At 57.3% G+C, this 22,608-nt stretch carries 26 protein-coding genes, 2 tRNA genes and 1 pseudogene; 2 read left to right on the plus strand and 27 right to left on the minus strand.

The features are described 5' to 3' along the window. The 24 genes and pseudogenes from SMC1_RS10605 to SMC1_RS05935 all read right to left on the minus strand — a co-directional run. On the minus strand, positions 1-410 hold a 410-nt coding region (locus SMC1_RS10605), incomplete at its 3' end, for an NUDIX hydrolase (protein WP_207799324.1). A 29-nt stretch (positions 411-439) separates the two neighbouring features. Continuing rightward, entirely contained in the window at positions 440-1,060 is a 621-nt protein-coding gene (locus SMC1_RS05825; RefSeq protein ID WP_119085843.1) for a V-type ATP synthase subunit D, read from the minus strand. A 7-nt stretch (positions 1,061-1,067) separates the two neighbouring features. After that, positions 1,068-2,444: a V-type ATP synthase subunit B gene (locus tag SMC1_RS05830; protein WP_119085844.1), complete on the minus strand. Its 1,377-nt coding sequence runs from the start codon at positions 2,442-2,444 to the stop codon at positions 1,068-1,070. Next, a complete protein-coding gene (locus SMC1_RS05835; RefSeq protein ID WP_119085845.1) occupies positions 2,437-4,224 on the minus strand; it encodes a V-type ATP synthase subunit A in 1,788 nt (595 codons plus the stop codon). The genes SMC1_RS05830 and SMC1_RS05835 overlap by 8 nt, the downstream gene beginning before the upstream one ends. Continuing rightward, on the minus strand, positions 4,211-4,555 hold the full coding sequence (locus tag SMC1_RS05840; RefSeq protein WP_165849260.1) for a V-type ATP synthase subunit F: 345 nt from the start codon (positions 4,553-4,555) through the stop codon (positions 4,211-4,213). The genes SMC1_RS05835 and SMC1_RS05840 overlap by 14 nt, the downstream gene beginning before the upstream one ends. Beyond that, a complete protein-coding gene (locus tag SMC1_RS05845) occupies positions 4,552-5,589 on the minus strand; it encodes a hypothetical protein (protein ID WP_119085847.1) in 1,038 nt (345 codons plus the stop codon). The genes SMC1_RS05840 and SMC1_RS05845 overlap by 4 nt, the downstream gene beginning before the upstream one ends. Next, complete coding sequence (locus SMC1_RS05850; protein ID WP_119085848.1) at positions 5,586-6,164, minus strand: hypothetical protein; 579 nt, start codon at positions 6,162-6,164, stop codon at positions 5,586-5,588. The genes SMC1_RS05845 and SMC1_RS05850 overlap by 4 nt, the downstream gene beginning before the upstream one ends. 12 nt (positions 6,165-6,176) lie before the next feature. Then, positions 6,177-6,758: a hypothetical protein gene (locus tag SMC1_RS05855; RefSeq protein ID WP_207799325.1), complete on the minus strand. Its 582-nt coding sequence runs from the start codon at positions 6,756-6,758 to the stop codon at positions 6,177-6,179. 10 nt (positions 6,759-6,768) lie between these two features. Beyond that, positions 6,769-8,637 (minus strand): V-type ATP synthase subunit I, encoded by a 1,869-nt coding sequence (locus tag SMC1_RS05860; RefSeq protein WP_119085849.1) that lies wholly within the window; start codon positions 8,635-8,637, stop codon positions 6,769-6,771. 187 nt (positions 8,638-8,824) lie between these two features. Further along, positions 8,825-9,139, minus strand: a complete 315-nt coding sequence (locus SMC1_RS05865) for a hypothetical protein (RefSeq protein ID WP_119085850.1) — start codon at positions 9,137-9,139, stop codon at positions 8,825-8,827. A gap of 29 nt (positions 9,140-9,168) precedes the next feature. Next, a tRNA-Pro gene (locus tag SMC1_RS05870) sits at positions 9,169-9,245 on the minus strand. 8 nt (positions 9,246-9,253) lie between these two features. Beyond that, positions 9,254-9,331: transfer RNA gene (locus SMC1_RS05875), tRNA-Pro, on the minus strand. Position 9,332: 1 nt separating this feature from the next. After that, positions 9,333-9,623: pseudogene (locus tag SMC1_RS05880) on the minus strand (HU family DNA-binding protein); the annotation flags it as partial. Positions 9,624-9,636: 13 nt separating this feature from the next. After that, complete coding sequence (locus SMC1_RS05885) at positions 9,637-10,638, minus strand: NAD(P)H-dependent glycerol-3-phosphate dehydrogenase (protein WP_119085852.1); 1,002 nt, start codon at positions 10,636-10,638, stop codon at positions 9,637-9,639. Then, a complete protein-coding gene (locus SMC1_RS05890; protein ID WP_119085853.1) occupies positions 10,617-11,516 on the minus strand; it encodes a hypothetical protein in 900 nt (299 codons plus the stop codon). The genes SMC1_RS05885 and SMC1_RS05890 overlap by 22 nt, the downstream gene beginning before the upstream one ends. Beyond that, complete coding sequence (locus SMC1_RS05895; RefSeq protein WP_165849262.1) at positions 11,509-12,129, minus strand: lysophospholipid acyltransferase family protein; 621 nt, start codon at positions 12,127-12,129, stop codon at positions 11,509-11,511. Before SMC1_RS05895 ends, SMC1_RS05890 begins: the two co-directional genes overlap by 8 nt. Continuing rightward, on the minus strand, positions 12,119-12,790 hold the full coding sequence (cmk, locus tag SMC1_RS05900) for a (d)CMP kinase (protein ID WP_119085855.1): 672 nt from the start codon (positions 12,788-12,790) through the stop codon (positions 12,119-12,121). The genes SMC1_RS05895 and cmk overlap by 11 nt, the downstream gene beginning before the upstream one ends. Further along, positions 12,787-13,419: an L-threonylcarbamoyladenylate synthase gene (locus tag SMC1_RS05905; protein ID WP_165849263.1), complete on the minus strand. Its 633-nt coding sequence runs from the start codon at positions 13,417-13,419 to the stop codon at positions 12,787-12,789. Before SMC1_RS05905 ends, cmk begins: the two co-directional genes overlap by 4 nt. A gap of 24 nt (positions 13,420-13,443) precedes the next feature. Further along, positions 13,444-14,073, minus strand: coding sequence for a glycerol-3-phosphate 1-O-acyltransferase PlsY (gene plsY / locus SMC1_RS05910; protein ID WP_119085857.1), 630 nt, complete (start codon positions 14,071-14,073; stop codon positions 13,444-13,446). Then, a complete protein-coding gene (locus SMC1_RS05915) occupies positions 14,070-14,933 on the minus strand; it encodes a N5-glutamine methyltransferase family protein (RefSeq protein ID WP_119085858.1) in 864 nt (287 codons plus the stop codon). Before SMC1_RS05915 ends, plsY begins: the two co-directional genes overlap by 4 nt. Next, a complete protein-coding gene (gene prfA / locus SMC1_RS05920; protein WP_119085859.1) occupies positions 14,930-16,018 on the minus strand; it encodes a peptide chain release factor 1 in 1,089 nt (362 codons plus the stop codon). The genes SMC1_RS05915 and prfA overlap by 4 nt, the downstream gene beginning before the upstream one ends. A 16-nt stretch (positions 16,019-16,034) precedes the next feature. Then, positions 16,035-16,643, minus strand: a complete 609-nt coding sequence (locus tag SMC1_RS05925) for a thymidine kinase (RefSeq protein ID WP_119085860.1) — start codon at positions 16,641-16,643, stop codon at positions 16,035-16,037. 5 nt (positions 16,644-16,648) lie between these two features. Next, on the minus strand, positions 16,649-18,097 hold the full coding sequence (gene rho, locus SMC1_RS05930; protein ID WP_119085861.1) for a transcription termination factor Rho: 1,449 nt from the start codon (positions 18,095-18,097) through the stop codon (positions 16,649-16,651). A 27-nt stretch (positions 18,098-18,124) separates the two neighbouring features. Continuing rightward, positions 18,125-18,748: a cyclodeaminase/cyclohydrolase family protein gene (locus tag SMC1_RS05935; protein ID WP_119085862.1), complete on the minus strand. Its 624-nt coding sequence runs from the start codon at positions 18,746-18,748 to the stop codon at positions 18,125-18,127. A 152-nt stretch (positions 18,749-18,900) separates the two neighbouring features. On the opposite strand from SMC1_RS05935, the gene SMC1_RS05940 reads away from it, so the two are divergent. Together SMC1_RS05940 and SMC1_RS05945 are read left to right on the plus strand one after the other, a co-directional pair. After that, positions 18,901-19,239, plus strand: a complete 339-nt coding sequence (locus SMC1_RS05940; protein ID WP_119085863.1) for a cupin domain-containing protein — start codon at positions 18,901-18,903, stop codon at positions 19,237-19,239. Positions 19,240-19,242: 3 nt separating this feature from the next. Then, on the plus strand, positions 19,243-20,004 hold the full coding sequence (locus SMC1_RS05945) for an SDR family NAD(P)-dependent oxidoreductase (RefSeq protein WP_119085864.1): 762 nt from the start codon (positions 19,243-19,245) through the stop codon (positions 20,002-20,004). A 56-nt stretch (positions 20,005-20,060) separates the two neighbouring features. On the opposite strand, the gene rpsU is transcribed toward SMC1_RS05945, so the two are convergent. From rpsU to SMC1_RS05960, 3 genes are all read right to left on the minus strand, one after another. Then, complete coding sequence (gene rpsU, locus SMC1_RS05950; RefSeq protein ID WP_207799326.1) at positions 20,061-20,261, minus strand: 30S ribosomal protein S21; 201 nt, start codon at positions 20,259-20,261, stop codon at positions 20,061-20,063. 73 nt (positions 20,262-20,334) lie between these two features. Next, the gene (locus tag SMC1_RS05955) at positions 20,335-21,417 is read right to left on the minus strand and encodes an AI-2E family transporter (RefSeq protein WP_119085865.1); all 1,083 of its coding nucleotides are present in this window, start codon (positions 21,415-21,417) and stop codon (positions 20,335-20,337) included. Continuing rightward, positions 21,401-22,608, minus strand: a 1,208-nt coding sequence (locus SMC1_RS05960; RefSeq protein ID WP_243626500.1) for a DNA gyrase C-terminal beta-propeller domain-containing protein, incomplete at its 5' end; no start/stop codon positions are given. The genes SMC1_RS05955 and SMC1_RS05960, both read right to left, overlap by 17 nt.

The raw sequence follows: 22,608 nt of genomic DNA on the forward strand, positions 1-22,608 counted from the left end.
GGTCTGATGAATTCGTCGGAATCCATCTTGGTAGGACCATGTCGAAGACCCTTCGCAATGTACAGCGTCAGCCGTTCATCGACGAAGCCGGGGCTGGGCCAGAATTCGATGCACTTCTTCCAGGAGCTCGCAATATACCCGGTCTCCTCACGGAGTTCCCGGCGTGCGGCGGTAAGGAAGCGTTCTCGCACGTCATGGCGCCCAGCTGGGATCTCAAGCATGACCATCTCGGGTGCTGGTCTGTATTGGCGCACAAGCACGACGCGATTGTCGGCGGTCAATGCCACGACACAGACGGCTCCGCCCGCATATGTTACGACGTCCCGATGAGCAACGCGGTCGTTCGGCAATCGGACGACCTTGTCCAGAACCTCTATGGACTTCCCGAGATACGCTTGTCGACATGACAAGACCGCCTCGAACATCCGTTGACGTGTCCTCAATGAGACCGAATCATCTCCTTGATTTTCAGAAGCCTCGTGGTGTTTGCCCGTTCATTCTCGTCCAGTTTCGACATAATGAACCGAATCGTCTCCTCAAGGTTGGGGATCATGACATACTCGAGGGCATTCACCCGCCGCCGGGTTCGCTGAATTTCCTCCGCCATCAGACGTATGCTTGCCTCAATCTGAGCTAGCTTCACGATGGACGGCATCAACTCGTACAACCTCAGAAGGGAAGCTTCTACCCCGGCTCCCTCCAACCCGGCGAATGACGGAGACTCGAACTCCGAGATCGAGAAGGACAGCGTAGGCAAGGCTACATTCATGACGGTCTTGGTTCCCGCTTCGATGTCGAGACGAGTAGAGACTGTTCGCGAGAGAAGCTCCACGACGACCGCCGGGTACGTAGCGGTTTGACCCTTGAACGCAGCCAGTGCGTCCGGCAGTTCGTGGTCAACGTGCGCCCGATAGTCACCATACTCCTCTGCAAGCCTGATGAACGTCTTCATAAGACCCTCGAGCTTGTCCTTGAGAAGTTTGTGACCCCGCCGAGCAAGAACAATACGCTTCTGCAGCCGCAGAAGCTCCATCCTGGTCGGGTTGACCTTGAGGATCATCGCTCGCCTATGCCGTACGCTTTGGCATATACTTCTCTATCATGGCTGGCGAGACACGCTTCAGTTCCTGCAGCGGCAGTATCGAGAGAAGCTCCCACCCGATGGACAAAGTCTGTTCGATCGACCGATCCTCGTCGCGCCCTTGCCGGACAAAACGACGTTCAAACTCATCCGAGAATTTCACGAAGGTCCGATCCGTCTCTGTGAGCGCCGACTCGCCGAGGACAATTGCAAGCTCCTTGGCATCGCGTCCTCGGGCATAGGCGGCGAACAACTCGTTGAGAAGGCCAGAGTGATCCTCGCGCGTCTTGCCCTTGCCGATACCCTTGTCCTTCAGCCGGGAAAGCGATGGAAGCACATCGATTGGCGGGTAGATGCCTGCCTGATGCAGTGACCTGCTCAGGAAGATCTGTCCCTCGGTAATATAGCCTGTGAGGTCCGGAATGGGATGCGTCTTGTCGTCTTCGGGCATGGTCAGGATTGGCAGCTGAGTGATCGACCCCTTCTTGCCCTTGATGCGGCCGGCTCGCTCATAGATTGTGGCCAGATCCGTATAGAGGTATCCCGGATAGCCGCGCCTGCCCGGCACCTCTTTCCGCGCTGCAGAGATCTCGCGCAGAGCTTCACAGTAATTGGTCATATCGGAAAGGATGACCAGAACGTGCATTCCGAGTTCGAAAGCCAGATATTCGGCAGCGGACAGTGCAAAACGAGGAGTCGCTATGCGCTCGATGACCGGGTCATTTGCTAGGTTCATGAACAGAACCGACTGGTTGATTGCACCACTCTTGCGAAAATCCGATATAAAATAGTCGGCTTCCTCGAATGTGATGCCCATCGCGCCAAAAACGACGGCGAACTCGTCAGTTCCGGAAAGCACCCGAGCCTGCCTGGCAATCTGCGCGGCGATCTCGGCGTGAGGAAGACCGCTGCCCGAAAAGATCGGCAGCTTCTGACCCCGGACAAGAGTATTGAGCCCGTCGATTGCAGAAATGCCAGTCTGTATGAACTCGTCGGGATAGTCGCGCGCATACGGATTCATGGGATCGCCGTTGATGTCCAGCACTTTCTCAGGGAGAATCGGAGCAACTCCATCGATCGGTGCTCCGAGTCCGTTGAACACCCGGCCCACGATGTCGCGCGAGACCCCGAACTGCAACCCGTGTCCAAGGAATCGAGTCACTGTCTGACCGCGATCCATTCCCGACGCACCCTCGAAGACCTGAACCAGGACAGTGCCACTGGAGACCTCAAGCACCTGCCCGTGCCTGAGCCCCGAGATCGTGCGCAGTTCGACGAGTTCACCGTATTTGACATCCTGAGCCCCATCCAGAAGTACAAGTGGCCCCACGATTTCGCGGACTGTTCGGTAATCCCTATTCATGGTACTCCTCCCGTGCAGTCGTGTCCATTTCTGACAGAGCCTCAAAACCCTTCCCTATCGAGTTCTCAAGCGTGTCGAATGCAGCAAGGTTCGCCTCGGGAATGCTCTTTGAGCGAGCGATCTCGATTCTGACCGGCATCGCGAGAACAGCGCCGAGCGGCACGCCCCCCGATGCAGCCTTGCCCGCCAGATGGCTCCACAACATGATGACGTCAAGCATTCGCAACTGCTTGCGGAGAGAAGTGTAGCTGTCGCCCTCGGTGAAAGCTCCCTGCTGCAGGAAGTCCTCACGTATGGACTTCGCCGATTCCAGTACCAGGCGGTCCGCTACAGACAGCGCGTCGACACCAACGAGACGAACAAGTTCCTGCAGCTCCGCTTCTTTCTGAAGCAGAGCTCGAGCCTCGCGGATATCCTGACTCCAACGCTCGCCGAGTTCCTTGTCGTAGAAACGCTCGAGGAGGTTGCTGTAGAGCGAGTAGGACTGAAGCCAGTCAATCGCCGGGAAATGCCGCGCGTATGCAAGACGGGAGTCGAGTGCCCAGAACACCCTGACTGCCCTGAGGGTAGCCTGAACGACCGGTTCGGAAAAATCGCCACCAGGAGGAGACACGGCCCCGATGACGCTCAGACTGCCTTCTCTTGGTTGGCTGCCAAGGCTCAGGGATCTCCCGGCGCGTTCGTAGAACGCTGCCACCCTTGATGCAAGGTAAGCCGGATAGCCCTCTTCACCAGGCATTTCTTCCAGCCGTCCCGAAATCTCACGCATGGCTTCTGCCCACCGCGACGTGGAGTCCGCCATCAGAGCGACGCTGTAGCCCATGTCACGGAAGTACTCGGCTATCGTGATGCCAGTGAAAACCGAAGCCTCGCGAGCTGCGACTGGCATGTTGGAAGTGTTGGCGATGAGGACCGTACGATTCATCAGAACCTCACCGGTCCTCGGGTCCTTGAGCTGCGGGAATTCCTGCAAGACGTCCGTCATCTCGTTCCCACGCTCGCCACAGCCGACATAGACAATGATGTCGGCATTCGCCCACTTTGCCAGCTGATGTTGGATAACGGTCTTGCCGCTGCCGAAAGGTCCGGGAACACAAGCCGTCCCGCCTTTGGCAACAGGGAACAGGCTGTCAATGATGCGCTGCCCGGTCACCAGCGGAGCATCCGGTGCCATGCGCCGCGTATAGGGCCTGCCATTACGGACTGGCCACCGCTGGATCATGGTCATGGATTGCTCTTCGCCCGACTCGGTTCGCAGGACTGCGACGGGTTCCTCGACAGTGAAATCGTTCTCTGCTATCGAGGCGATCCGACCCGCTAGGCCCTTGGGAACCATGATCTGGTGCAGGACAGCCCTGGTCTCCTGGACCGATCCGATAATGTCTCCTTCGACGACGACGTCATCTACCTTCACGCATGGAACAAAGTGCCACTTCCGGTCGCGAGGCAGTGCAGGAAGAGCCACACCACGGGGAATGAAGTCGCCATACTGCGCACGGATAGCATCGAGTGGCCGCTGGATTCCATCATAAATCGAAGTGATGAGGCCCGGCCCGAGTTCGACAGTAAGAAGGCTCCCTGTCTGGATAACAGGTTCGCCCGGCCCGACACCGCTTGTCTCTTCATAAACCTGAATGCTCGCCATCTCGCCTCGAAGCTCGATAATCTCACCAAAGAGCTTCGCATCGCCGACGCGCACCAGTTCATACATCTGCGGGTTCGTCAGCGCCTTGGCGACAACGAGCGGTCCGGCAACCTTGACGATCTCACCGTGTGTCATGACTTTTCTCCTCCATCATTTTTCCAATTAGGTCAATGCCTACCGCATTCTCTATGAGATGTCTCACGGCAACAGTCGCTGCACCTGAAGCTGATGAGGTCACTGGGACTACCAGCACGACGGGCACCACCAGTCTGCGCGCCGCCGCCGACCCAGACCACACATCGGCCACGTCGGACGTCAGCAGGACCAGCCCAAATCCCCCCGAACGAACAATCGACTGAACAGCCTGGGATGCCTGAAGACCGTCCTCGACCACAGTGCCCACAAGACCCAACGCTTCGAACGCCCCGACGGAGTCGCGCGTCGTCACAACCGCCGCCTTGCTCACAATGCCCCTCCGGATCCATCAACACGCAGCTCCGTGGATGCTGCCGCTTTCAGAAGCCGCCGCAGTGACCAGACTTCTCGCCTGAAGTCCATCAGATAGGCAAACACGACTGCAACTCCATATGGTTCAAATCCCGTTGCTTCCGGGCGTCCGACAAGCCATGACTCCAGGGCATCCTCAAGCATCTGCATCCGCTCCTGAGCAGTGTATCGCCGCCCGACGGCGAGTACGTATGCCGAAGCTTCTGGAACGAGATCCGCCGGCTGGAACGTGTCCCACGGTACGCCCTGGATGCGCTCGACAATCAGAGCGAGCAACACTCGTATCTCCGGCTTGAGGAACGGCAACAACCTCTCGAGAGGGGCTCCAACGCCGGATGCGCTGCGAAGCTTCATTTTCAGTGCATGTCCGGCCAGCATGAGCTTCAGCAGCCCATCTATGTATGCCATGACAGCAGGATGTCCATAGGTCCTTGCCAGACCCTCCAGGGTCGCTTCGAAGGAGAAGTCGAATACCGTTTGGGCGTCGGAAGCCGAAGCTCCCGCCTGCGCTGCTTTCAGCCCCTCTGAGAGCGCAACCCCAAAAACCGATTCGGCTAGCAGCTCGGGGGAACTTCCCCACGTCTGGATACGCACACAGTACGCTGCGTACTCACCGCTTGTTTCATCGGTGAGTACCCCGGCATCCCCACCAAGAAGAGCTTCGGCCAGACCGGCCTTGGCGTATTCTTTCTCATCGAGGGTTGCAAGCAGGTATGGAAGAAAGCTCTCTGGCAAATCACCGGCCGCTTGTGCCAAAAAAGCCTGCCACGTGCTCTCGACCCTGGCCAGAACTTCGCCTGCGGACATGTCGCTCCCGATGGGCGCGTAGACACCGCGATTGAGAGCTGCCAGCAGAGACTCGGCCATGCCTGTCTGTGATGCACGCCGAAGCTCCTGAACCGGAAGGAGCAGCCCTCGCCTGACAGAAAACGAGCCAGAGGCGTACGCGTAGTCGCTCGAATCGGCCTGATGCGGGATGAACGGAGCGATCATCTCTTGTCGCCAAACAGCACTTGTGCGGCCTCAACGAGCGTGACCTCTCGTAGGCCGATGGACGCCGCCGACAGGGTCAAGTCAAGCTCCGCCTCGGCAAAGTGGACAATGAAGCCTCCATTGCTGTCGGCGAGCACCGCATCGATACGTACACCCGTCCAATCCTCACGTTTGGGCAACAATGCCGTGATAATGGACTTGTCCTGACTTCGGCACTCGATGGAGAGCGGCGTCTCCTGTCCGATCTGGGCCACCGCTCGCTCGAGATACGAACGATAGAGGGCATCATCGTCCCTGACGTTCTGTTCGACCTCCTGGTAGAGTCCTTCAAGCAGTTCCTGCTTGCGCTTGAGGATGGCGTTTCTCAACTCGATCTTCAGCGCAGCGGCTTTCGTCGCGATCTCCCGATCCCGGATAGCGCGATGCTCCGCCACCCGCGCGGTGGCATCTTCCTCCAGCTGTCGCCTCTGACTATCGACAAGTTGTGAAGTCTGAACAGTGGCGGCCTCGATGAGGGCGATCGCCTCTGCAGTCGCCTCCTGGAGAACCGCAGCTCTGAGTTCCTCGGTTCCCATGTGCAAAACGTCCTAGAAGGCTGCCTGAGAGATCCAGTTGACGAGCAGAATGCCGGAAACCAGAGCTATGATGGCATAGGTCTCAACGAGAGCAGGTATGAGGATTGCCTGACCCGAGCTGCTGGGCTGGCGCCCAGTCAGACTCTCCGCCGCAGCCGAGGCTTGCCCCTGGGCAATGGCGGACAACCACTCGACAAGGCCGACACCGATTCCGACCGTCATAAACGCAAGACCTTTCGCGTTGGAGATGACCGTTCCCTTGTTGAGAACTCCAGATAGCACAATCATCATAATTCCGCACACGAAGCTATAGAATCCTTGTGTGCCCGGAAGAGCCATCATGACAAACATTTTTCCAAAAAGCTCCGGCTTCTCGGAGAGTACTCCAGCCGCCTGAGATCCACTGATACGAATCCCTATGGCAGACCCAAGAGTACCGAGAGTGATGACAAAAACTGCTCCCATGAAAACCCAGAGCGAACTCAGCGACGCCATCGGCGTGTTCGAGAGCTTGAAGGCGAACGCCGCCCCAACAGCACTGAGCGTCGTTACGAGAGCTCCGACGAGAATTGACCACAACGCTTCCATATTCATGATGTACCTCCTATTTTCCCCGAACACTCGATGTGTCGACAATCTTGACAACTTCCGACGAGAATCCAAAACGATGGAACCGAGGTGCTCCGCCCTCATAGAACCGTCCAAAGAACTCGAGCAGAATAAGACGCGCAGAATGGATGAACGCACCCATGGCACCCATGAAGTAGTTCAGCAGATGTCCAAACAGAAGCACTGCGCCACCCACAATCAGACCGAGCACAGGGACCTTCACAAGAGACCCAATCATGTTGAAGGCCGAGCCAAGCATCGAGGTGGTCAGTCCCAATGCCAGCAGGCGCGAGTATGAGAGCACATCGCCCAGGAACGAACCAGCGCCATAGGAGCTCTGGATACCGTACAGGTTCACGAGAGCCGTCAGCACCTTGCCCACACCCTTACCCTGTCGCGCTCCCCCAAGAAGAAGGAGCACAAGCCCTGTCGCCAAAGCGATGAGGTATCCCGACCTGAATGCAGCGCCCCACTTGGTCCCTATGAACAGCAGCGCTGAGATGGCCGGGAGAAACAGCAGCCAGCCGACACAATCATAGATGATGGAGGCATAATCGTGTCTCCGCGCCGCCTTGTAGATAGCCAGACCAACTCCATAAAACTGGTTCAACGCGCCGATAATCCAGACGACCACCAGGAACTGGAACGCGGACTGAAGAGGATCAATGATCCTGAGTGACGCAACGAACCTCGCGAGCGCGTTTCCCTTCCCCAAGTACGTCTCTGAGATAAGGTCTCCTCCCCAGCTGCCGGTGAGCGCACCTGCAACCATTGCAGCAGCACCGCCGTAGAGGAATACCATCATGAAGTTATGGACGCCCGTCGACTGTCGGTACTTGCGCATGAAATAGAGGCAGATCCCTATCTGGATGGCCCCGTACAGAACGTCCCCCAAACAGAGGGCAAAGAAAAGGAGAAACGGAATGGCCAGAAAGACTGTCGGGTCGAATGTCGAGTAGACTGGAAATCCAAACATGTTGATCAGGATCTCCATGGGCTTGATCCATCTGTTGTTGGTGATGGAAACGGGAGTACTGTCTCCCCCAGTGGAATCCCCCGTCATGCAGACGATGCCGCCGAAACCTGCGCACAGCTTCTGCAGAGAATCCACCTCGACTTCTCGAATATAGCCGGTGGCCACGCTGCAGCGCTCGGTCCGAGTGATATCGTGCGAAGCCTCCAGACGTGTCCGTTCATTCTTGAGATACTCGCGATACACAACTATCTCCTGTTTGCGAGCGATGAATGAGGCAACCTCAAGCTGGAGTGCCGCGATCTTCTGATGAACCGCACGAAGCTCTTCCGTCATACGGCCGATCAGAGTCGCCACGGTACCATTGGTATGCGACAAGTCCTGTTCGACAAAACCCTCCGACACCAGCACCGCGCGAACGTCATCGGTCTGGGTACGCAGGCACGCAACGACCACGTTACTCTTGTTCTTCGTCTCAGAAGCCGTATCAACTGCGACGGAAGTGCTATGGTCCAAGAGACGCCTGAGAGCTCGCGCCATATCCAACGACGATATGGTACCTGCAATGAGCGTAATCCGCTGCCATCGGGAAACCTCGCCGAAATCCACTGGCAGTGACGACCACGGCAGCATTGTCGCCCTTTCCTGCTCAAGCTGGTCAACGCGATGACGCTGTTCCGCCAGTTGGACTTTCAGTGCAAGCACGCTGCGCATCATGTCTGCATAGCCATTGCTCGAAGCCATCGAAGCGGTTGTTCTCATGTCGGCGACACTGACATACACTTCGTCCGGGAAGAAACTCTGAACGAGTCCCTTGGTCACGGGGTCTACTTCGGCGAAGAACGAGAGCGTCGCACTGGCAAGCTCCAACTCCTCGGCGACATGACTCAACGACTGTTCCCTCTCCAGACGACAGACATCCAAGGAAGACGGGGCAGTTGTATCAATTTGAGAATCATCTGATGGGGTATAAGAAGTCAGGTGTACCATTCCCGCGCCGTACAAGCAAGACAGAACCCCATCTTCCCTGTTGTGCGGAAAGGCAAGAGCGAACTCTTGTACTCTGTCGATCGCCATTCTAGCGAGCGGTGAGTCGTGACAGAAGCAAATCCAGAACCACGCTTCTATGATCCTGCGCCCGGCGCTCAAGACCTTCAAGCTGCTCTTTGAGATCTCGGCGAAGCTGATCCTCGGCAAGTCTCATCTGCTGGTCCGTTTCCCGGTCAATTGCGTCGAGTCGCCGCTGCAGCGACAATTCTGCGGAGGCTCTGACCTCGGCGAGAGAAGACTCGGCATCACCCTGGATAGTCTGAACTCTCTCTCTTGCAACCTTGATGACGCCTTTCGCCTCGACCTCAGCCTGCTGCAAGCTCTGAATGAACTCCTCGATCATATTCGTACCCCTCCGGTTTGGATAATTGCTGGTCGGGATGGTGGGATTCGAACCCACGACCTCTTAGTCCCGAACCAAGCGCTCTACCAAGCTGAGCCACATCCCGACAAATAGTGGTCGGGGCGACAAGATTCGAACTTGTGACCCCCAGCACCCCATGCTGGTGCGCTAGCCAAACTACGCCACGCCCCGACTATTTGTTCTCAACCAGCTTCTTCAGCTTTCCGCTGGCCCGAAAGGTCACAACACGCTTCTCCGGCACGTTCACCGCTTCACGCGTTTTCGGGTTCACACCCGAGCGAGCCTTTCTCATTGACACACAGAAAGCCCCAAAACCGGTCAGGGTAACCTTACGACCTGCCCGCAACTCCTTGCTGGAAGTGCTCAAAGCCTGGTACAGCACGTTTTCCACAACCACTCTGGAACAACCCATCTTCGCTGCAACCGCTGCCACCAGATCCGACTTTGTCACCTGACCACCTTTTCGAACTCGTCTACTAGAACTCGCTTTTCGTTTCCCGGCTCATCAGGCGCTGGAGACCAACCAGAGGCGTGACGCTTCCGGCGACGATCCCGTGCAGCTGGTGGACGATAGGCAAATCAATGCTACTCAGTTCAGCGATTTTTGCAAGAGCCTCGAGGGTTGGGAGTCCCTCAATGACAGTACGCTGGCCGGTTTGAAGCTCAGAAGCAGGCGTCCCCCTGCCAATCGCTTCACCCGCCATGCGGTTGCGGCTCAGCCTGCTGAAGCTGGTTGCAACCAGATCCCCTGCTCCAGCAAGTCCGTTAATCGTAGCGGGGTCTGCCCCAAGCGCCGTCGCGACCTTGACCAGCTCATGAAGGCTGCGGACAATCAAGGATGCTTTCGAGCTGTCGCCAAATCCCAGTCCATCCGACAAGCCTGCCGCGACAGCGTACACGTTCTTGAGCGCCCCACCCAGCTCCACTCCCACCAGGTCCGCACTTGTGTATGCCCTGAGCGAACCGCCTGAGAGGAGCTCCTGAAAGTGGCGGCGCATACCTGGTCCCCGGCTGGCGATGACGGTGTCCGCCGGCAGGTTTCGAGCAATCTCGGGAGCGAAATTGGGTCCGGATAGAGCAGCATAGTGATCATAATCACTGAGTTCCAGATCCTCACAGAGTAGTTGGGACATCCGCAGATGTGTTTCCAGCTCCAGCCCCTTGCTGAGATTCAGCAAGGGAACACTCGGTCGGCGTAACTCGGGAGCCAGCTTGCGAAACATCGCCCGCAGTCTCTGTGTGGGTACCGCCAGAATGATGGCATCAGCTGAACGCCAGGCACCCAGGAGATCGTCGGTCGGCTCAACGTTGTCCCGCAACCGTACGCCAGGGAGATAGAGAGTATTCTCTCGGACATCGCGCAGCGTCATGAGTGTGTCTTCTCCGTGTACCCAGAGGACCACGGTCGCCTTAACCGCAGCCAGATTGGCTATTGCAGTCCCCCAGGCACCCGCACCTACAACACAGACTCGGGCCATGCGTCCACCTCCACGCGAACATCGGGACACACTTGCCTCAGCCCCGCCACGACTTCGTCGATTGTTGTCTGGGGGCAAGACGTGCCGCTTACGACTCCCACGATGTCCACACAGTTCAGCCCCACCTCGGGCAACACGGCCGCGTCCCCTATGAGATACGTCCTCGGACATGCGGAGACAGCTACCGCCACCAGTCTTCTGGTATTGGCACTGGAACTATCTCCCAGGACCAGCATGGCCGTGCAACGCCGGGCCAGAGCGACAGCACCGTCCTGCCTTCGCAATACCTCTGGACACAGCGTCATCTCTTCGGCAACCTCGATTCCTCTCCGTCGAAACCATGCCAGGACCAACTGTCTGAACTCGCGAGACTGTGTCGTCTGGTAGACGACCCCCACACGTGAAACTGATATCTCAAGAGTGTCCAGGTCCTGCTCCGAAGTCACAACCCTGAGCAGCTGACTGCCAGCAGCCTCCATGAGATACCGCGTCTCTCGATGCTCTTTGTCTCCGACGACAACGATGGGAACGCCAGCATCTGCAAACCGGCTTACGGCGTCGTGGGCCCGGTTCACGATGGGGCAGGTCAGATCCCACACGGCTCGCGCGCTGGCAATCCTTCCAAGGTGCTCCGACAACGTCGAACCGTGAGCAGGCAGGAGGACCGTCGCAGCACCCAGCTCCTCGTCGCTCAGCAGTTCCACAGATCGCAGCCCTATGGAACCAAGCCGGTTCATCTCACCAGCGTTGTGAAGGAGCGTATCTGTCGCCGCAACCGTTCCTTCCGAGCGCAAGGCCGTCTCAGCAGCGTCAATTGCTCGCCGAATGCCCGAACAGTAGCCCAGCTCGCGTGCCAGCACAACGCGCATATCAGGCATGCCCCTGTTCCTGCAGCGTCCGAATGCGGCCCATGATGTCCATGCTGATTGCCATCAGGTCTTCTCTGCGACTCTCGCGTTCCGGCGGGAGATGATACGTGACCGACTGACCTATCCGCACGGTAATGCGACCGGTTCTAGGGACTCTCCTCTGCCTCGGCCAGCACTCGTATGAGCCGATGATGGCCATGGGGACCACCGGTGCTCCCGACTTTACTGCCAGAAAAGCCGCCCCGTTGTGAGGGTTCTGCAGACATCCGTCTGGTGACCGCGTTCCTTCGGGGTAGATCATGCACAGGTCGCCGTGGTCCATGATTGCCAGCACTGTCTGGAGGGCACGCTTGTCGGCCAGAGACTCCCTGTCGATACGCACGCCACCCAGACGGCGTATGAATGGCCTCAGCAGCGGCTGCTGGTAGATCTCCTTGCGTGACAGGCTGTAGACCTTGCGCGGAAGCGCGAAGGCGGCAAGCATGGGATCCAGATAGCTGCAGTGGTTGCCGCAGATAAGTCCTGGTCCGTGCCTCGGTACATTCTCAAGCCCAATGACGTGGAGTTTAAAGAAGGTCCTGAACCAGAGCCTGCCTATCGGGACAACCAGCTCATACAGCATGCTCAAGCCTCCTGCGGTACTCGGCCAGGATCGCCTGCACGACTCCATCGGAGCCGTCAGCAGAGTTGTCCAGCTTGACGTGCTCCTCTGTGCATCGAAGAGGCGAGTCTTCTCGGCACGAGTCTATCGCATCACGTTCCTTAATGTTGGTCAGCACGGCTCCGTAGTCGACCGGCCTACCCTGACGCTCAAGCTGGGCGACTCGCCGCCTGGCGCGAACATCCGGGTCCGCAGTAATGAACACCTTCAGAAGAGCCTTGGGAAGAACTGTCGTTCCTATGTCCCGGCCAACCATGACAACATCCTGGAGCAAGGCGATGCGTCGCAACTCCCTGTTCACTGCTGCCCGCACCTGTGGCACCGCACTGACAGGCGACACGAGGCTGTCTACTCTCGGGTCGTGGAGGGACAACTGAAGAACGCGCCCGCCAAACAGAACCGTACCGCCGGGCTCGTAGCTTATACAACGCTCGAGGATATCCAACAGGCGATCACTTCGCAGACAACGGTCAGATGGAAACTGCTCGGCATATGCAGCGGTGAACACCCTGTACAACAGCCCAGAGTCGACGAGCATGAGACCGAGCTCAGCGGCCACACCCAGTCCCACCGATGTCTTACCGGATCCAGAAGGCCCGTCTATAGCAATGTCACGTCTCACGGAACCCCTCCCACGAGCGCCGCAGTCACGTCAGCACAAGAGATACTGCCCTCGCGCAGGATGGACCACGACCCCGCTGTCAATCTGACAACCGTCGATGGCCGGCCTTCTGGCCGCCGTCGACTTTCCAGGACCAGGTCCGCTCGCTCCAGCAACCCGGCGGCTCCGGGCCCGTCCAGACTCTCAATGACACTCTCACCGCTCTCATTCAGACTTGTCTGCGCCATCAGGATGCCGCCAGCAAGCAAGCGAAGGAGTCCAGTATGGCGGGGCACCCGGAAACCGATGCTGGATGCTTCTGGGTGGGGCAGGGGCTGTGTGTGGAGACCACTCCCCGCAACGTCGACGACGATGGTAAGCGCCCCAGGCCAGAATACGCTGGCAAGACGCTGGGCCATGACACGTGCCGCAGGCTCGACCCACGGCAGGACTCGAGCGATATCGGGTACAAAAACAGGCAACGGCTTGGCGGCATCGCGATGCTTTACTGCGAATATCCTGGTAACCGAAGACGCGCACGCCGCGCTGCAACCAATGCCATAGACGGTGTCCGTCGGGAACACTGCGACGGCCCCCGAAGCAATACGCTCGGACAGCCGCAGAAAATCGGCGTCTGAACAGGTGTCCAATAGGACACTCTCAGGCAGAGATATCTACCGCCTCCGAAAATAGGACCATTCGAGCTTGGGCTCTTCGCCAGCCCTCAACCGACGGATGTTCGCGGCATGCCGAACGATGCCGAGCACAGCAAGCAGGGTATAAATCAGAACAAGTTTCGGCGGCTGTCTCAGAAGAAGCGCTGCAACTGGAAGAGTGGCAAACACAGCCACTGATGCGAGAGAAACAGTATTGCGGAGTGCCATCACGACAAGCCAGATGCCCGACTCCACGAGAGCGACGGGCCAGCTCAGCACAAACACAACTCCGAATGTCGTAGCAACACCCTTTCCTCCCTTGAACCCAGCAAGAACGGAGAAATCGTGACCCAGAACCACGACAACAGCCGCCACAAGCAGTGTTTCCCGCGATATGGCCGGAAAGAACCTTATCAGCACGAGCAGAAGGAGTACTGCCTTCAGAAAGTCGCCAGCAAAAGCAAACGCAGCAGGAAGAGGACCTGCGGTGCGCAACACATTTGTAGCTCCCATGTTCCTGCTGCCCACCTTCGTGATGTCCACACCCTTGATCATTTTGGCGAAGATGTAGCTGAACGGCACAGAACCGACGAGGTATGCAACGGCAAAAACCGCAAGATCACGCAAGATATAATTGAACGTGTTCATTCTGCTCGACGTGCCTCCGCGTAGCGCGGCAGCCCTCTGAGGTCAGGCGACCAGCGTCCGCCCTGCAGTCCATACCGCTCAAACAGGTTGAGTATACCCTGTTCCAATCCATCGTCAATCTCCAGCAGCAGCAGTCCGCCGGGTCGTAACCAGTCACAAGCTTGTGCAATGATCCGTTTGTAGAAAACCATGCCTGACGTGCCGCCATAGAGTGCCCGGACCGGTTCTATGGGCGAAGACGCGTACGCCGGGAACAGACGTTGCTCACGCACATAAGGAGGATTACTGACAATGACATCGGTGCGACTGGAGAAATCGGCGAGGGCAAGACCCCACGCTGCCAGCACGTTGCCTTGGACGAACCTGACCCGCTCTGACAGACCCACGTCCAGGGCGGATTCGCGGGAACACGAAACAGAGATAGGGTCGAGCTCCAGTCCCACAACCGCTACCTGTGGCAGTCTGGCGGCCAGTGCCAGAGCGACAGCCCCCGAACCGGAGCAAAGGTCCAATGCGATGGCGCGGGGACGATCCTGCTCAATAATGAAGTCCCCAGCCATCTGCACCAGGCTTTCCGTCTCCGGGCGAGGCACGAGAACGCCCTCCCGCACTCGTACGACAATGTCACAGAAAGCAGCATAGCCGGTGAGGTACTCCGCAGGGTATCCATCGGCCAGTTGTTGGGCAGCATGCTCCACAAATACCTGTATGTCGGCATCAGCAGGTAGATCCAGCCGAATGAGCAGATCTGAACGGCTCCATCCTCTGCTTGCCGCAACAACATACTGCAACTCACCGTGTTTTTGCGACGAGAGCTGTGCACGCTGCTCAGCATGTGCAATTACTTCTCGCAGAATCAATCGTCGTCGTTGCCCTGCAGAATGGGCGTCTCAAGCGTTCTCTCCCGGGAAGCCCGGTGGAGAGCGTCGACTACTGGATCGAGGTTTCCCTCCATGATGAGAGGCAGGTTGTACAGGGACAGACCAATCCGGTGGTCAGTCAGACGACCTTGAGGGAAGTTGTAGGTACGAATACGCATATTGCGCATACCACTGCCGATCTGAGCCCTGCGCTCATCGATCATCTCGCTGTCGGCCTTCTCCTTCATGAGCTCATAGACGCGGGATCGCAGCACCTTGAGAGCCTTCTCCTTGTTCTTCAGCTGAGACCTCTCATCCTGGCATGACGCAGTGATGCCTGTTGGAATGTGCGTCATGCGAACAGCCGTCTCTACCTTCTGAACGTTCTGCCCTCCATGTCCGGACGCATGAAACAGTTCAAGCTTGATGTCGTCGTCGTCGATATGCACGTCGACATCTTCAGCTTCAGGCAGCACCGCCACGGTAGCAGTGGACGTGTGAATGCGTCCAGAAGCCTCCGTCTCAGGGACACGCTGGACGCGGTGGACGCCACTCTCGAACTTGAAGAGCTTATAACTTCCTACCCCAAGCACCGAGAAGACAACTTCCTTAAACCCCCCGATCTCGGTTGGGTGACTCGAGATGACCTCTATCTTGAGGCCATGCTGTCCTGCGAAGTACGAGTACATGCGAAACAGATCAGCGGCAAACAACGCCGCTTCGTCGCCACCAACACCTCCCCGGATCTCAACGATGATATTCTTGTCGTCATCCAGGTCTTTGGGAATACGTTCTTCCTCGATCTGAGCGTGGACAGCATCCAGTTCCCGTCGAAGTCGGAGTTTGTCCTCTTCAATCATGGCAGCGAACTCGGAATCCGTTCCCTCTGCGAGAAGTGCATCATTGTCAGCAAACTGAGTCCTCAGAGATTCTTCGTGACTAAGCAGCTCGAACAGAGAATCCATCGTACGTCGCTCCAGAGTGAGTTTCTGGATTTCCTTCTGATCGACATCGTAGCGCAGGTTGGCAACTCGCTCGTCGATCTCATGAATTCTACGTGCCAATTGTTCTGTTTCCAGGCTCATCGGGTCACTTCGTACCTCAAATGAGGCGCTCCTTTTCCAGTACACGCTCTGGCCGACCTGGAACCACATGGTGCTCACGACAGCGTGCTTCGTAACTCTCGGCTGCACCTACCATCACCACCGGGTCGTCGTATCGCGCTGGACGTCCATTGACGATGCGCTGAGTACGCGTCGCCGGCCTGCCACATACCATGCACACAGCTGTCAGCTTCGTCACTTCTTCCGCAAGCGAAAGCAGTTCAGGCATAGGTCCAAACGGCTCACCACGAAAGTCCTGGTCGAGTCCGGCGAGGATGACGCGAAGGCCCTTGCCCGCAAGATACTCTGCGACCTCGACAATCCCGGGATCGAAGAACTGTACCTCGTCGATGCCAACGACTTCCACTTGCCTCTCCTCGACAATCCTCACCACGTCAGCAGAAGATGCCACTATGGCTGATTCAAGGCGAATACCCGAATGGGACGTGATCATCTCAAGCCCATAGCGGTCATCCAGAGACGATTTAAGGGCGATGACCTTTTGCCTCGCAATCTGAGCCCTCTTGAGGCGTCGAATGAGCTCCTCGGATTTCCCCGAGAACATACAGCCGGCAACGACCTCGATCCTGCCGGAGAGACTATCCATGATACCTAGCGTCCAGCGCTGTCCTGCGCCACGATGTTGGCCAGGAACTCCCGATTGTTGGCAGTTCTCTGAAGCATGGCGATGAGTTTCTCAAGACTCTCCGTCGGATCCTCGTTGCCGATGAACTGTCTGAGAGCCCAGATCTTGCGATACTCCTCGGGCGTGTACAGCAATTCTTCGCGCCTTGTGCCGGACTTCCGAACGTCGATAGCGGGGAAAATGCGACGCTCAGCCAGCTCGCGGTCCAGAACCAGTTCCATGTTGCCTGTGCCCTTGAATTCTTCATAGATGACCTGGTCCAAGCGGCTGCCCGTCTCGATGAGCGCTGTTGCGATGATCGTAAGACTGCCACCCTCGACCATGTTCCGCGCGGCTCCGATAACTCTCTTGGGGCCACGAATTGCAGTTGGATCGAGACCGCCCGACAGGGTCTTCCCAGACGAGGAACTGATGAGGTTGTAAGCACGCGTGAGCCGTGTGATGCCATCCATGAGGATGACGACATCCTTCTTGACCTCGACCAGGCGCTTTGCACGCTCCAGAGCCAGCTCGACGACTCGAATATGGTTCTCAGGAGGCTGGTCGAACGTCGAACTGATCACCTCGCTCCGAATCGACTGCTTCATGTCCGTGACTTCCTCGGGTCGCTCATCGATAAGGAGCACCATCAGCGTGACCTCGGGGTGATTGTACTCGATGCTCTGCGCAATGGCCTTGAGAATGGTCGTCTTCCCCGCCTTCGGTGGCGACACGATCAGGCCGCGCTGACCCTTGCCGATTGGGGCAACGAGCTCAAGGAGGCGCACCGCCATGCTGCAATTGGGCGTTTCCAGCTTGAGATGCTTGTTGGGAAAGATCGGTGTGAGTGACTCAAATTGCGGTCGGGCGAGCACGTGCCCTTCGATGCCAATGCCATTGATGCTGCGGAGGCGCATTAGCGAGGAATACTTCTCCTTGTCTCCACGCGGCAGATGGACGATACCTTCGAGCCAGTCACCGGTCCGCAGACCGAACCGCCGGATCATAGGGGGCGAGATATAGACGTCCGACGAGGAAGGGAAGTAGTTGGAACGCATGAACCCATATCCCTCGGCGAGGATTTCACACAGGCCCGAGGCAGTGAACTCCTCCCCGCCCGTTCGCGGAACCTCTCCGCCTTGGCGCTCAGACGAACTCGAGACAACAGCCCCGGAAACGACGTGCTCCGGTACACGTTCCTGCTCGATGTCGAGGTGCTCAGTCACTACCTCAGGCTTGTCATGGTTGTCGTAGGGTCTCATGGAGCTCATGGCAGGCCCCTCCTGATCGTTAGCATCCTTACCCCCAAATTTCAACAGCTCCTCGATGAGGTCCGGCTTCTTGAGCCGTGTATAGTTCCGAACATGCAGCACTTTCGCAATCTCGTACAATTCCCGGGACGTCTTTTCCAGCAACTCTTGTTCAGTGAAGTTCATGATCCTCTGCCTTCTTTTGTCAAGTGGTCACTCAATAGCCAGCAAGCGCCCGATAGAATCCTTGAACGAGCCCAACACAGCAATACGCGTCTGACACTGCTGAACTGTCACACGTGTCTCATCTTTGAAGACAGGATCTCGCAGATATGCAAGATTGACGTAAACGTTGGCAATGCCTCCGGCATAGGCAGCCTCGAGCATGGCGGCGCCGACATACAGGTCGGATGCAATATCCTTTGGCGCATCACGAAACGTTGCGACGAGAAGCTCGGCAAAATCGCACACACGGACGGCCAGCGAGAGAGGAGCTCTCGTCGAACCCTTGAGTGCATCCTGCATGGCCGCCCGTCGCACAAGTTTCTCGTCATCGGTCGTCTTGGGCAATTTCATGGCAGCCATGTAGCCCTCAAATGCCGCGCTGTCCTGGTCCATCATCGCAACAAACTCCGCCCGCGACGCTTCGCAGCCCTCGACAAATAGTGCCAGACGGCTCTTTTCTGACTCATCACGCACACCTACGACATTGGCGACCATTTCGACTAAAGCTGCCCCCATCGCCGCGGCAAGCCCAGCAGCACTACCTCCGCCGGGAGTCGGATTGCGCGATGAGAGTTCGGTCAAAAACCCATCTAAGGATTGATTTTTATACATCTCGACCTCTTGGTTGACGATTGGAATGTATCGACTAGTTCAAACAAATAATACCTGCTCGCTTGGAAAATGCAAGCGTGAGCGTCCTGAGAAGAGCCTTTCCCCTACAATTGTAGTATAATGCACCCTACCTAGTCCAACCGGAGGTCATCATGATTGTCAAGGCAGTTCAAGACGTCGAGGAGATTTCCGTCACCGAAGCCGGAGCCCGTGGCACTACGATACGCTGGATGCTCAACCGCTCGGACGGAGTCCCCACGTTTGCGATGCGGTACTTCGTCGTCAAACCGGGTGGGTCTACGCCGCGCCACGCTCACCCCTGGGAACACGAGATTTTTGTCATCAAGGGAACCTGTACTGCTTTCTGCGAAGGTGAAACTCGTCATGTCGGCCCAGACCACGCCATCTATATCGAGCCAGAGGCGATTCACAGTTTCGTCAACGAAGGCACCGATGACCTTGTCTTTCTGTGCATGATACCGATCCAGTAGCCAATGGACCTTGCTCTGGCAGGAAGAACGATTGCCATCGCAGGCAGCACAGCTGGCATCGGTTTGGCACTCACGACCTCGCTTGACCAGGAGCATGCTCGCCTCCTGCTTGTGGGAGGGCGCCCCGAACGTTTGAACGCTCTTGCGCGCACCTTGTCTCCTGGTGCACTCATTGGCATCGTCCCCGGAGATCTGCGCAAGGAATCGGACCGCAATCAATGCAGGGTTGCTCTTCGCGGGTCCACCGAGCTTGACGGTTTCGTGTTCCTTCCGGCACAACTGCGAACCGATGCCTTCTCTGAAGCTCGCTCCAGCGAATTCCGGGAGACATTCGACGTCAATGTCTTTGCCGCCTTCGAGTTTGCGCAGGCTGCGCTATCCAGGGCCTCCTCCTCAGCAAGCTTCGTGTTCGTATCCTCGATCGACGCTCATAGGCATCCCCATCATATGCCCTCGGCAAGCTATGACAGTTCGAAACGTGCACTGGAGAGCATCTCCGAGTCCATCGCAGTCGAGGCCGGCTCTCTGGGAATACGCTCGAACTGCATCATCCCCGGTCTCATCCGGACACCCATGACAGAGGACTTTTTCGGGCAGGAGTTCGATGCCGAGCGTCTACGGTTTCTTGACGCAGTTCCGCTTGGCAGACCGGGCAGTCCTGAGGATATCGCCAACCTCATCATGTTCCTTCTGTCTCCCGTCGCCGGATACGTGAATGGGACATCCATCCCTGTCGATGGGGGGTTCCTGTGTCAGGGGTTCTAGAGAATGAAAAAGGGGCGCTCACGCGCCCCGTACTCTCATCTTCAGGAAGAACAGCCCTACTTGCGCCTGCGCGCAGCAATGGACTTCTGCTTGCGTTTCTCGCTTGGCGCCATAAAGAAGCGACGCTTCTTGAGTTCGCCGAAGAGGCCATCACGGATACAATCCTGCTTGTAGCGCCTCAGCATATTCTCCAGCTGAGCGTCTTCGCCCTGAGGTTCAGACCTGTCTTTGTTCCGATCACGATAGTTTCCCATCATTCACCCCTCCTTTCGTCAAACCGCTGCCAAAGGGGTTGATAAACAACCAGTTAACTATACCGGAATTGCGTCTTCAGTCAACCGGCTTCTCTGTGACGTCCTCAGACGTTGACCGGAACAACTGGACACTCTTGATGATCTCACGGGCGAAAACCGCAAGAGGAACTGCGACCAACAACCCAAAGAACCCAGCCACCGTGCCGCCCGCCAGGAGGAGCAGGATGATAAACTCTGGTCTGAGCCCAGTCTTCTCGGATATGAGTCGTGGGGCGAGAATCTGACTCGTCCCAGCCTCGATGACGCCGAAGATGATGATCCATGCGATGAGCTTCCCCGGACCCGTCACGGCGGCAAAAAACGCTCCCAGCAATGCAACCACGAATGGACCTACATATGGAATAAACTCGCCGACGAAATCCACGACGCCGATTGTCAGAGCATAGTTGATCCGGAAGAGCCCACTGACCCCGCCCACGAACAGTGCAGTGACGAACGCAATGAGGGCAAGCGCCTCGATATACCTCCTGGTGCTTGCAGCGATCTGCGCAAGCGCGACCTCTGCTCGGTCCTTCTGTGTGTGGATAAACGGGAGCGACAGAGACATCTCGTAGTAGCCATGAGAACCGCTCATGAAAAAATACATGAGCACGAAAAACGGGAGAAGTGCGCCAACACTCAGTAGTCTCTTGGACGATGCCGTGACGATGTTCTGTCCGAATTGGATCGCAGCTTTTTGTACTGCGTCGAGAATAGCCGTGATGGTGTCTTTCGCCGACCCCAGCTGATAGCGATCCAGCCATGCCGAGAATCTGGAGAAGTATCCCTGAACCGTCTTTGCGTAATCAGGAAGAGATGTCACGAGCGACCTCGTTTCGCGCACAAGAGGAGGAATAGTGGCGGCTACCAATCCAACGAATGCGGCCACGATTCCCAGAACCACAATGGCACACGTGATACCCATGGGAAGGTGGGTCTTCTGATTGAGCCAGTGTGCAATTGGCAAGAAGAGAAACGCCGCGAATGCTGCGGCGATTCCCAGAGACACGATGCTACGAAGACTCCACAGAAGCCAGACGGCCCATGTGGCCACAGCGATGCTCAAGACCGATAGAAGAACAACACGCAGAGCACTGGTTTCCTTACTGCTCAGCCTCATCTTCAGCCTCCGCTGGGGCGACCTCCTTGATAATTGCTTCCGCAGCGATAACGCCGCTGCCCTTGGACTTCAGCCGGATCACTTTCACGCCCGAAGAGACCCTTCCAAGCAGGGGGAGAGTCTCGGCAGGGGTACGAATCGTCTGGCCCGTACTCGTGGACACGACGACATCCTGGTCGATGGTTCCCGTCGTAAATGCCGCCAATGGACCGGTCTTCTCGGTGACGCGATAGCAAATGACACCGCCGGACCCTCGGCCAACTAGGCGAACCTCGTACGGGTTCAAGCGCTTGCCGTGGCCATGTTCCGTGATGAGCGTGAACGGCACATCGGGCCGAAGCACTTCCATGCCGACCACGAACCTGCCTCCGCGTGAAAGGCGCATTCCGCGCACGCCACGAGCAGATGCACCCATGGCACGCACGGACGTCGACCGGATGCGGACAGCTCGGCCGGAATCGGAGGCGATGAGGACCTCCTCGGTGTCCTTGACGGGTCTTACAGCGACCACAGAGTCCCCTTCAACAAGCTTGATGAACGTCTTTCCTGTACTACGTATGGTAACAAACTGCGATGTGACCATCTTCTTGATACGCCCACGACGGGTCACGATGATGAATGACACGCCCTCCTGTACGGCAGGCAGCGCCGTCGCTTCGGTGACGAGCTCGTCCGCCCCCATACCGAGGAGAAGCGATAGATTCTCCCCTCCACCCTGCCGCTTCTCTTCAGGAAGACGGTATGCCGGAATCGAGTACACGCGTCCTTTGTTGGTGAAGAGCAACATGCGCTGCTTCGTGCGGACGGTGAAGTACTTGCTGATATAGTCGTCCCGCTTCAGATTCATGCTCGCAACTCCCAGTCCTCCGCGACCCTGAACCTTGAACGTCGAACTCGGGATAATCTTCGCATAGCCGTTCTTGGAAATGACGACCATGACCTCTTTGTCTTCGATGAACTGCTCATCATCGTCCTCTCCACGGCCATCGTCCTTCAAGATCTGAGTGCGGCGTGGGTTTCCATATTTGCGGGCGACCTCGACAAGCTCATCTCGGATGTAGACACGGATCCTGTTGGGGTCTGCCAGCATCGCAGAGAGCCTCTCTATCTCTGTCTTGTTCTCTTCAACCTCTTTCGTCAGCTTCTCGACCTCGAGCGACACCAAGGACCGCATGCGCATCTCAAGGATCG

It is taken from the genome of Candidatus Cryosericum septentrionale (assembly GCF_003570995.1).
Lineage (GTDB): Bacteria > Caldisericota > Caldisericia > Cryosericales > Cryosericaceae > Cryosericum > Cryosericum septentrionale.

Coding starts and splice junctions, on each gene's coding strand:
- SMC1_RS05825 (WP_119085843.1), bottom strand. CDS start 1,060: ATGATCCTCAAGGTCAACCCGACCAGGATGGAGCTTCTGCGGCTGCAG.
- SMC1_RS05830 (WP_119085844.1), bottom strand. CDS start 2,444: ATGAATAGGGATTACCGAACAGTCCGCGAAATCGTGGGGCCACTTGTA.
- SMC1_RS05835 (WP_119085845.1), bottom strand. CDS start 4,224: ATGACACACGGTGAGATCGTCAAGGTTGCCGGACCGCTCGTTGTCGCC.
- SMC1_RS05845 (WP_119085847.1), bottom strand. CDS start 5,589: ATGATCGCTCCGTTCATCCCGCATCAGGCCGATTCGAGCGACTACGCG.
- SMC1_RS05850 (WP_119085848.1), bottom strand. CDS start 6,164: ATGGGAACCGAGGAACTCAGAGCTGCGGTTCTCCAGGAGGCGACTGCA.
- SMC1_RS05855 (WP_207799325.1), bottom strand. CDS start 6,758: ATGAATATGGAAGCGTTGTGGTCAATTCTCGTCGGAGCTCTCGTAACG.
- SMC1_RS05865 (WP_119085850.1), bottom strand. CDS start 9,139: ATGATCGAGGAGTTCATTCAGAGCTTGCAGCAGGCTGAGGTCGAGGCG.
- SMC1_RS05885 (WP_119085852.1), bottom strand. CDS start 10,638: ATGGCCCGAGTCTGTGTTGTAGGTGCGGGTGCCTGGGGGACTGCAATA.
- SMC1_RS05890 (WP_119085853.1), bottom strand. CDS start 11,516: ATGCCTGATATGCGCGTTGTGCTGGCACGCGAGCTGGGCTACTGTTCG.
- SMC1_RS05895 (WP_165849262.1), bottom strand. CDS start 12,129: ATGCTGTATGAGCTGGTTGTCCCGATAGGCAGGCTCTGGTTCAGGACC.
- plsY (WP_119085857.1), bottom strand. CDS start 14,073: ATGAACACGTTCAATTATATCTTGCGTGATCTTGCGGTTTTTGCCGTT.
- prfA (WP_119085859.1), bottom strand. CDS start 16,018: ATGAGCCTGGAAACAGAACAATTGGCACGTAGAATTCATGAGATCGAC.
- SMC1_RS05925 (WP_119085860.1), bottom strand. CDS start 16,643: ATGGATAGTCTCTCCGGCAGGATCGAGGTCGTTGCCGGCTGTATGTTC.
- rho (WP_119085861.1), bottom strand. CDS start 18,097: ATGAACTTCACTGAACAAGAGTTGCTGGAAAAGACGTCCCGGGAATTG.
- SMC1_RS05935 (WP_119085862.1), bottom strand. CDS start 18,748: ATGTATAAAAATCAATCCTTAGATGGGTTTTTGACCGAACTCTCATCG.
- SMC1_RS05940 (WP_119085863.1), top strand. CDS start 18,901: ATGATTGTCAAGGCAGTTCAAGACGTCGAGGAGATTTCCGTCACCGAA.
- SMC1_RS05945 (WP_119085864.1), top strand. CDS start 19,243: ATGGACCTTGCTCTGGCAGGAAGAACGATTGCCATCGCAGGCAGCACA.
- rpsU (WP_207799326.1), bottom strand. CDS start 20,261: ATGATGGGAAACTATCGTGATCGGAACAAAGACAGGTCTGAACCTCAG.
- SMC1_RS05955 (WP_119085865.1), bottom strand. CDS start 21,417: ATGAGGCTGAGCAGTAAGGAAACCAGTGCTCTGCGTGTTGTTCTTCTA.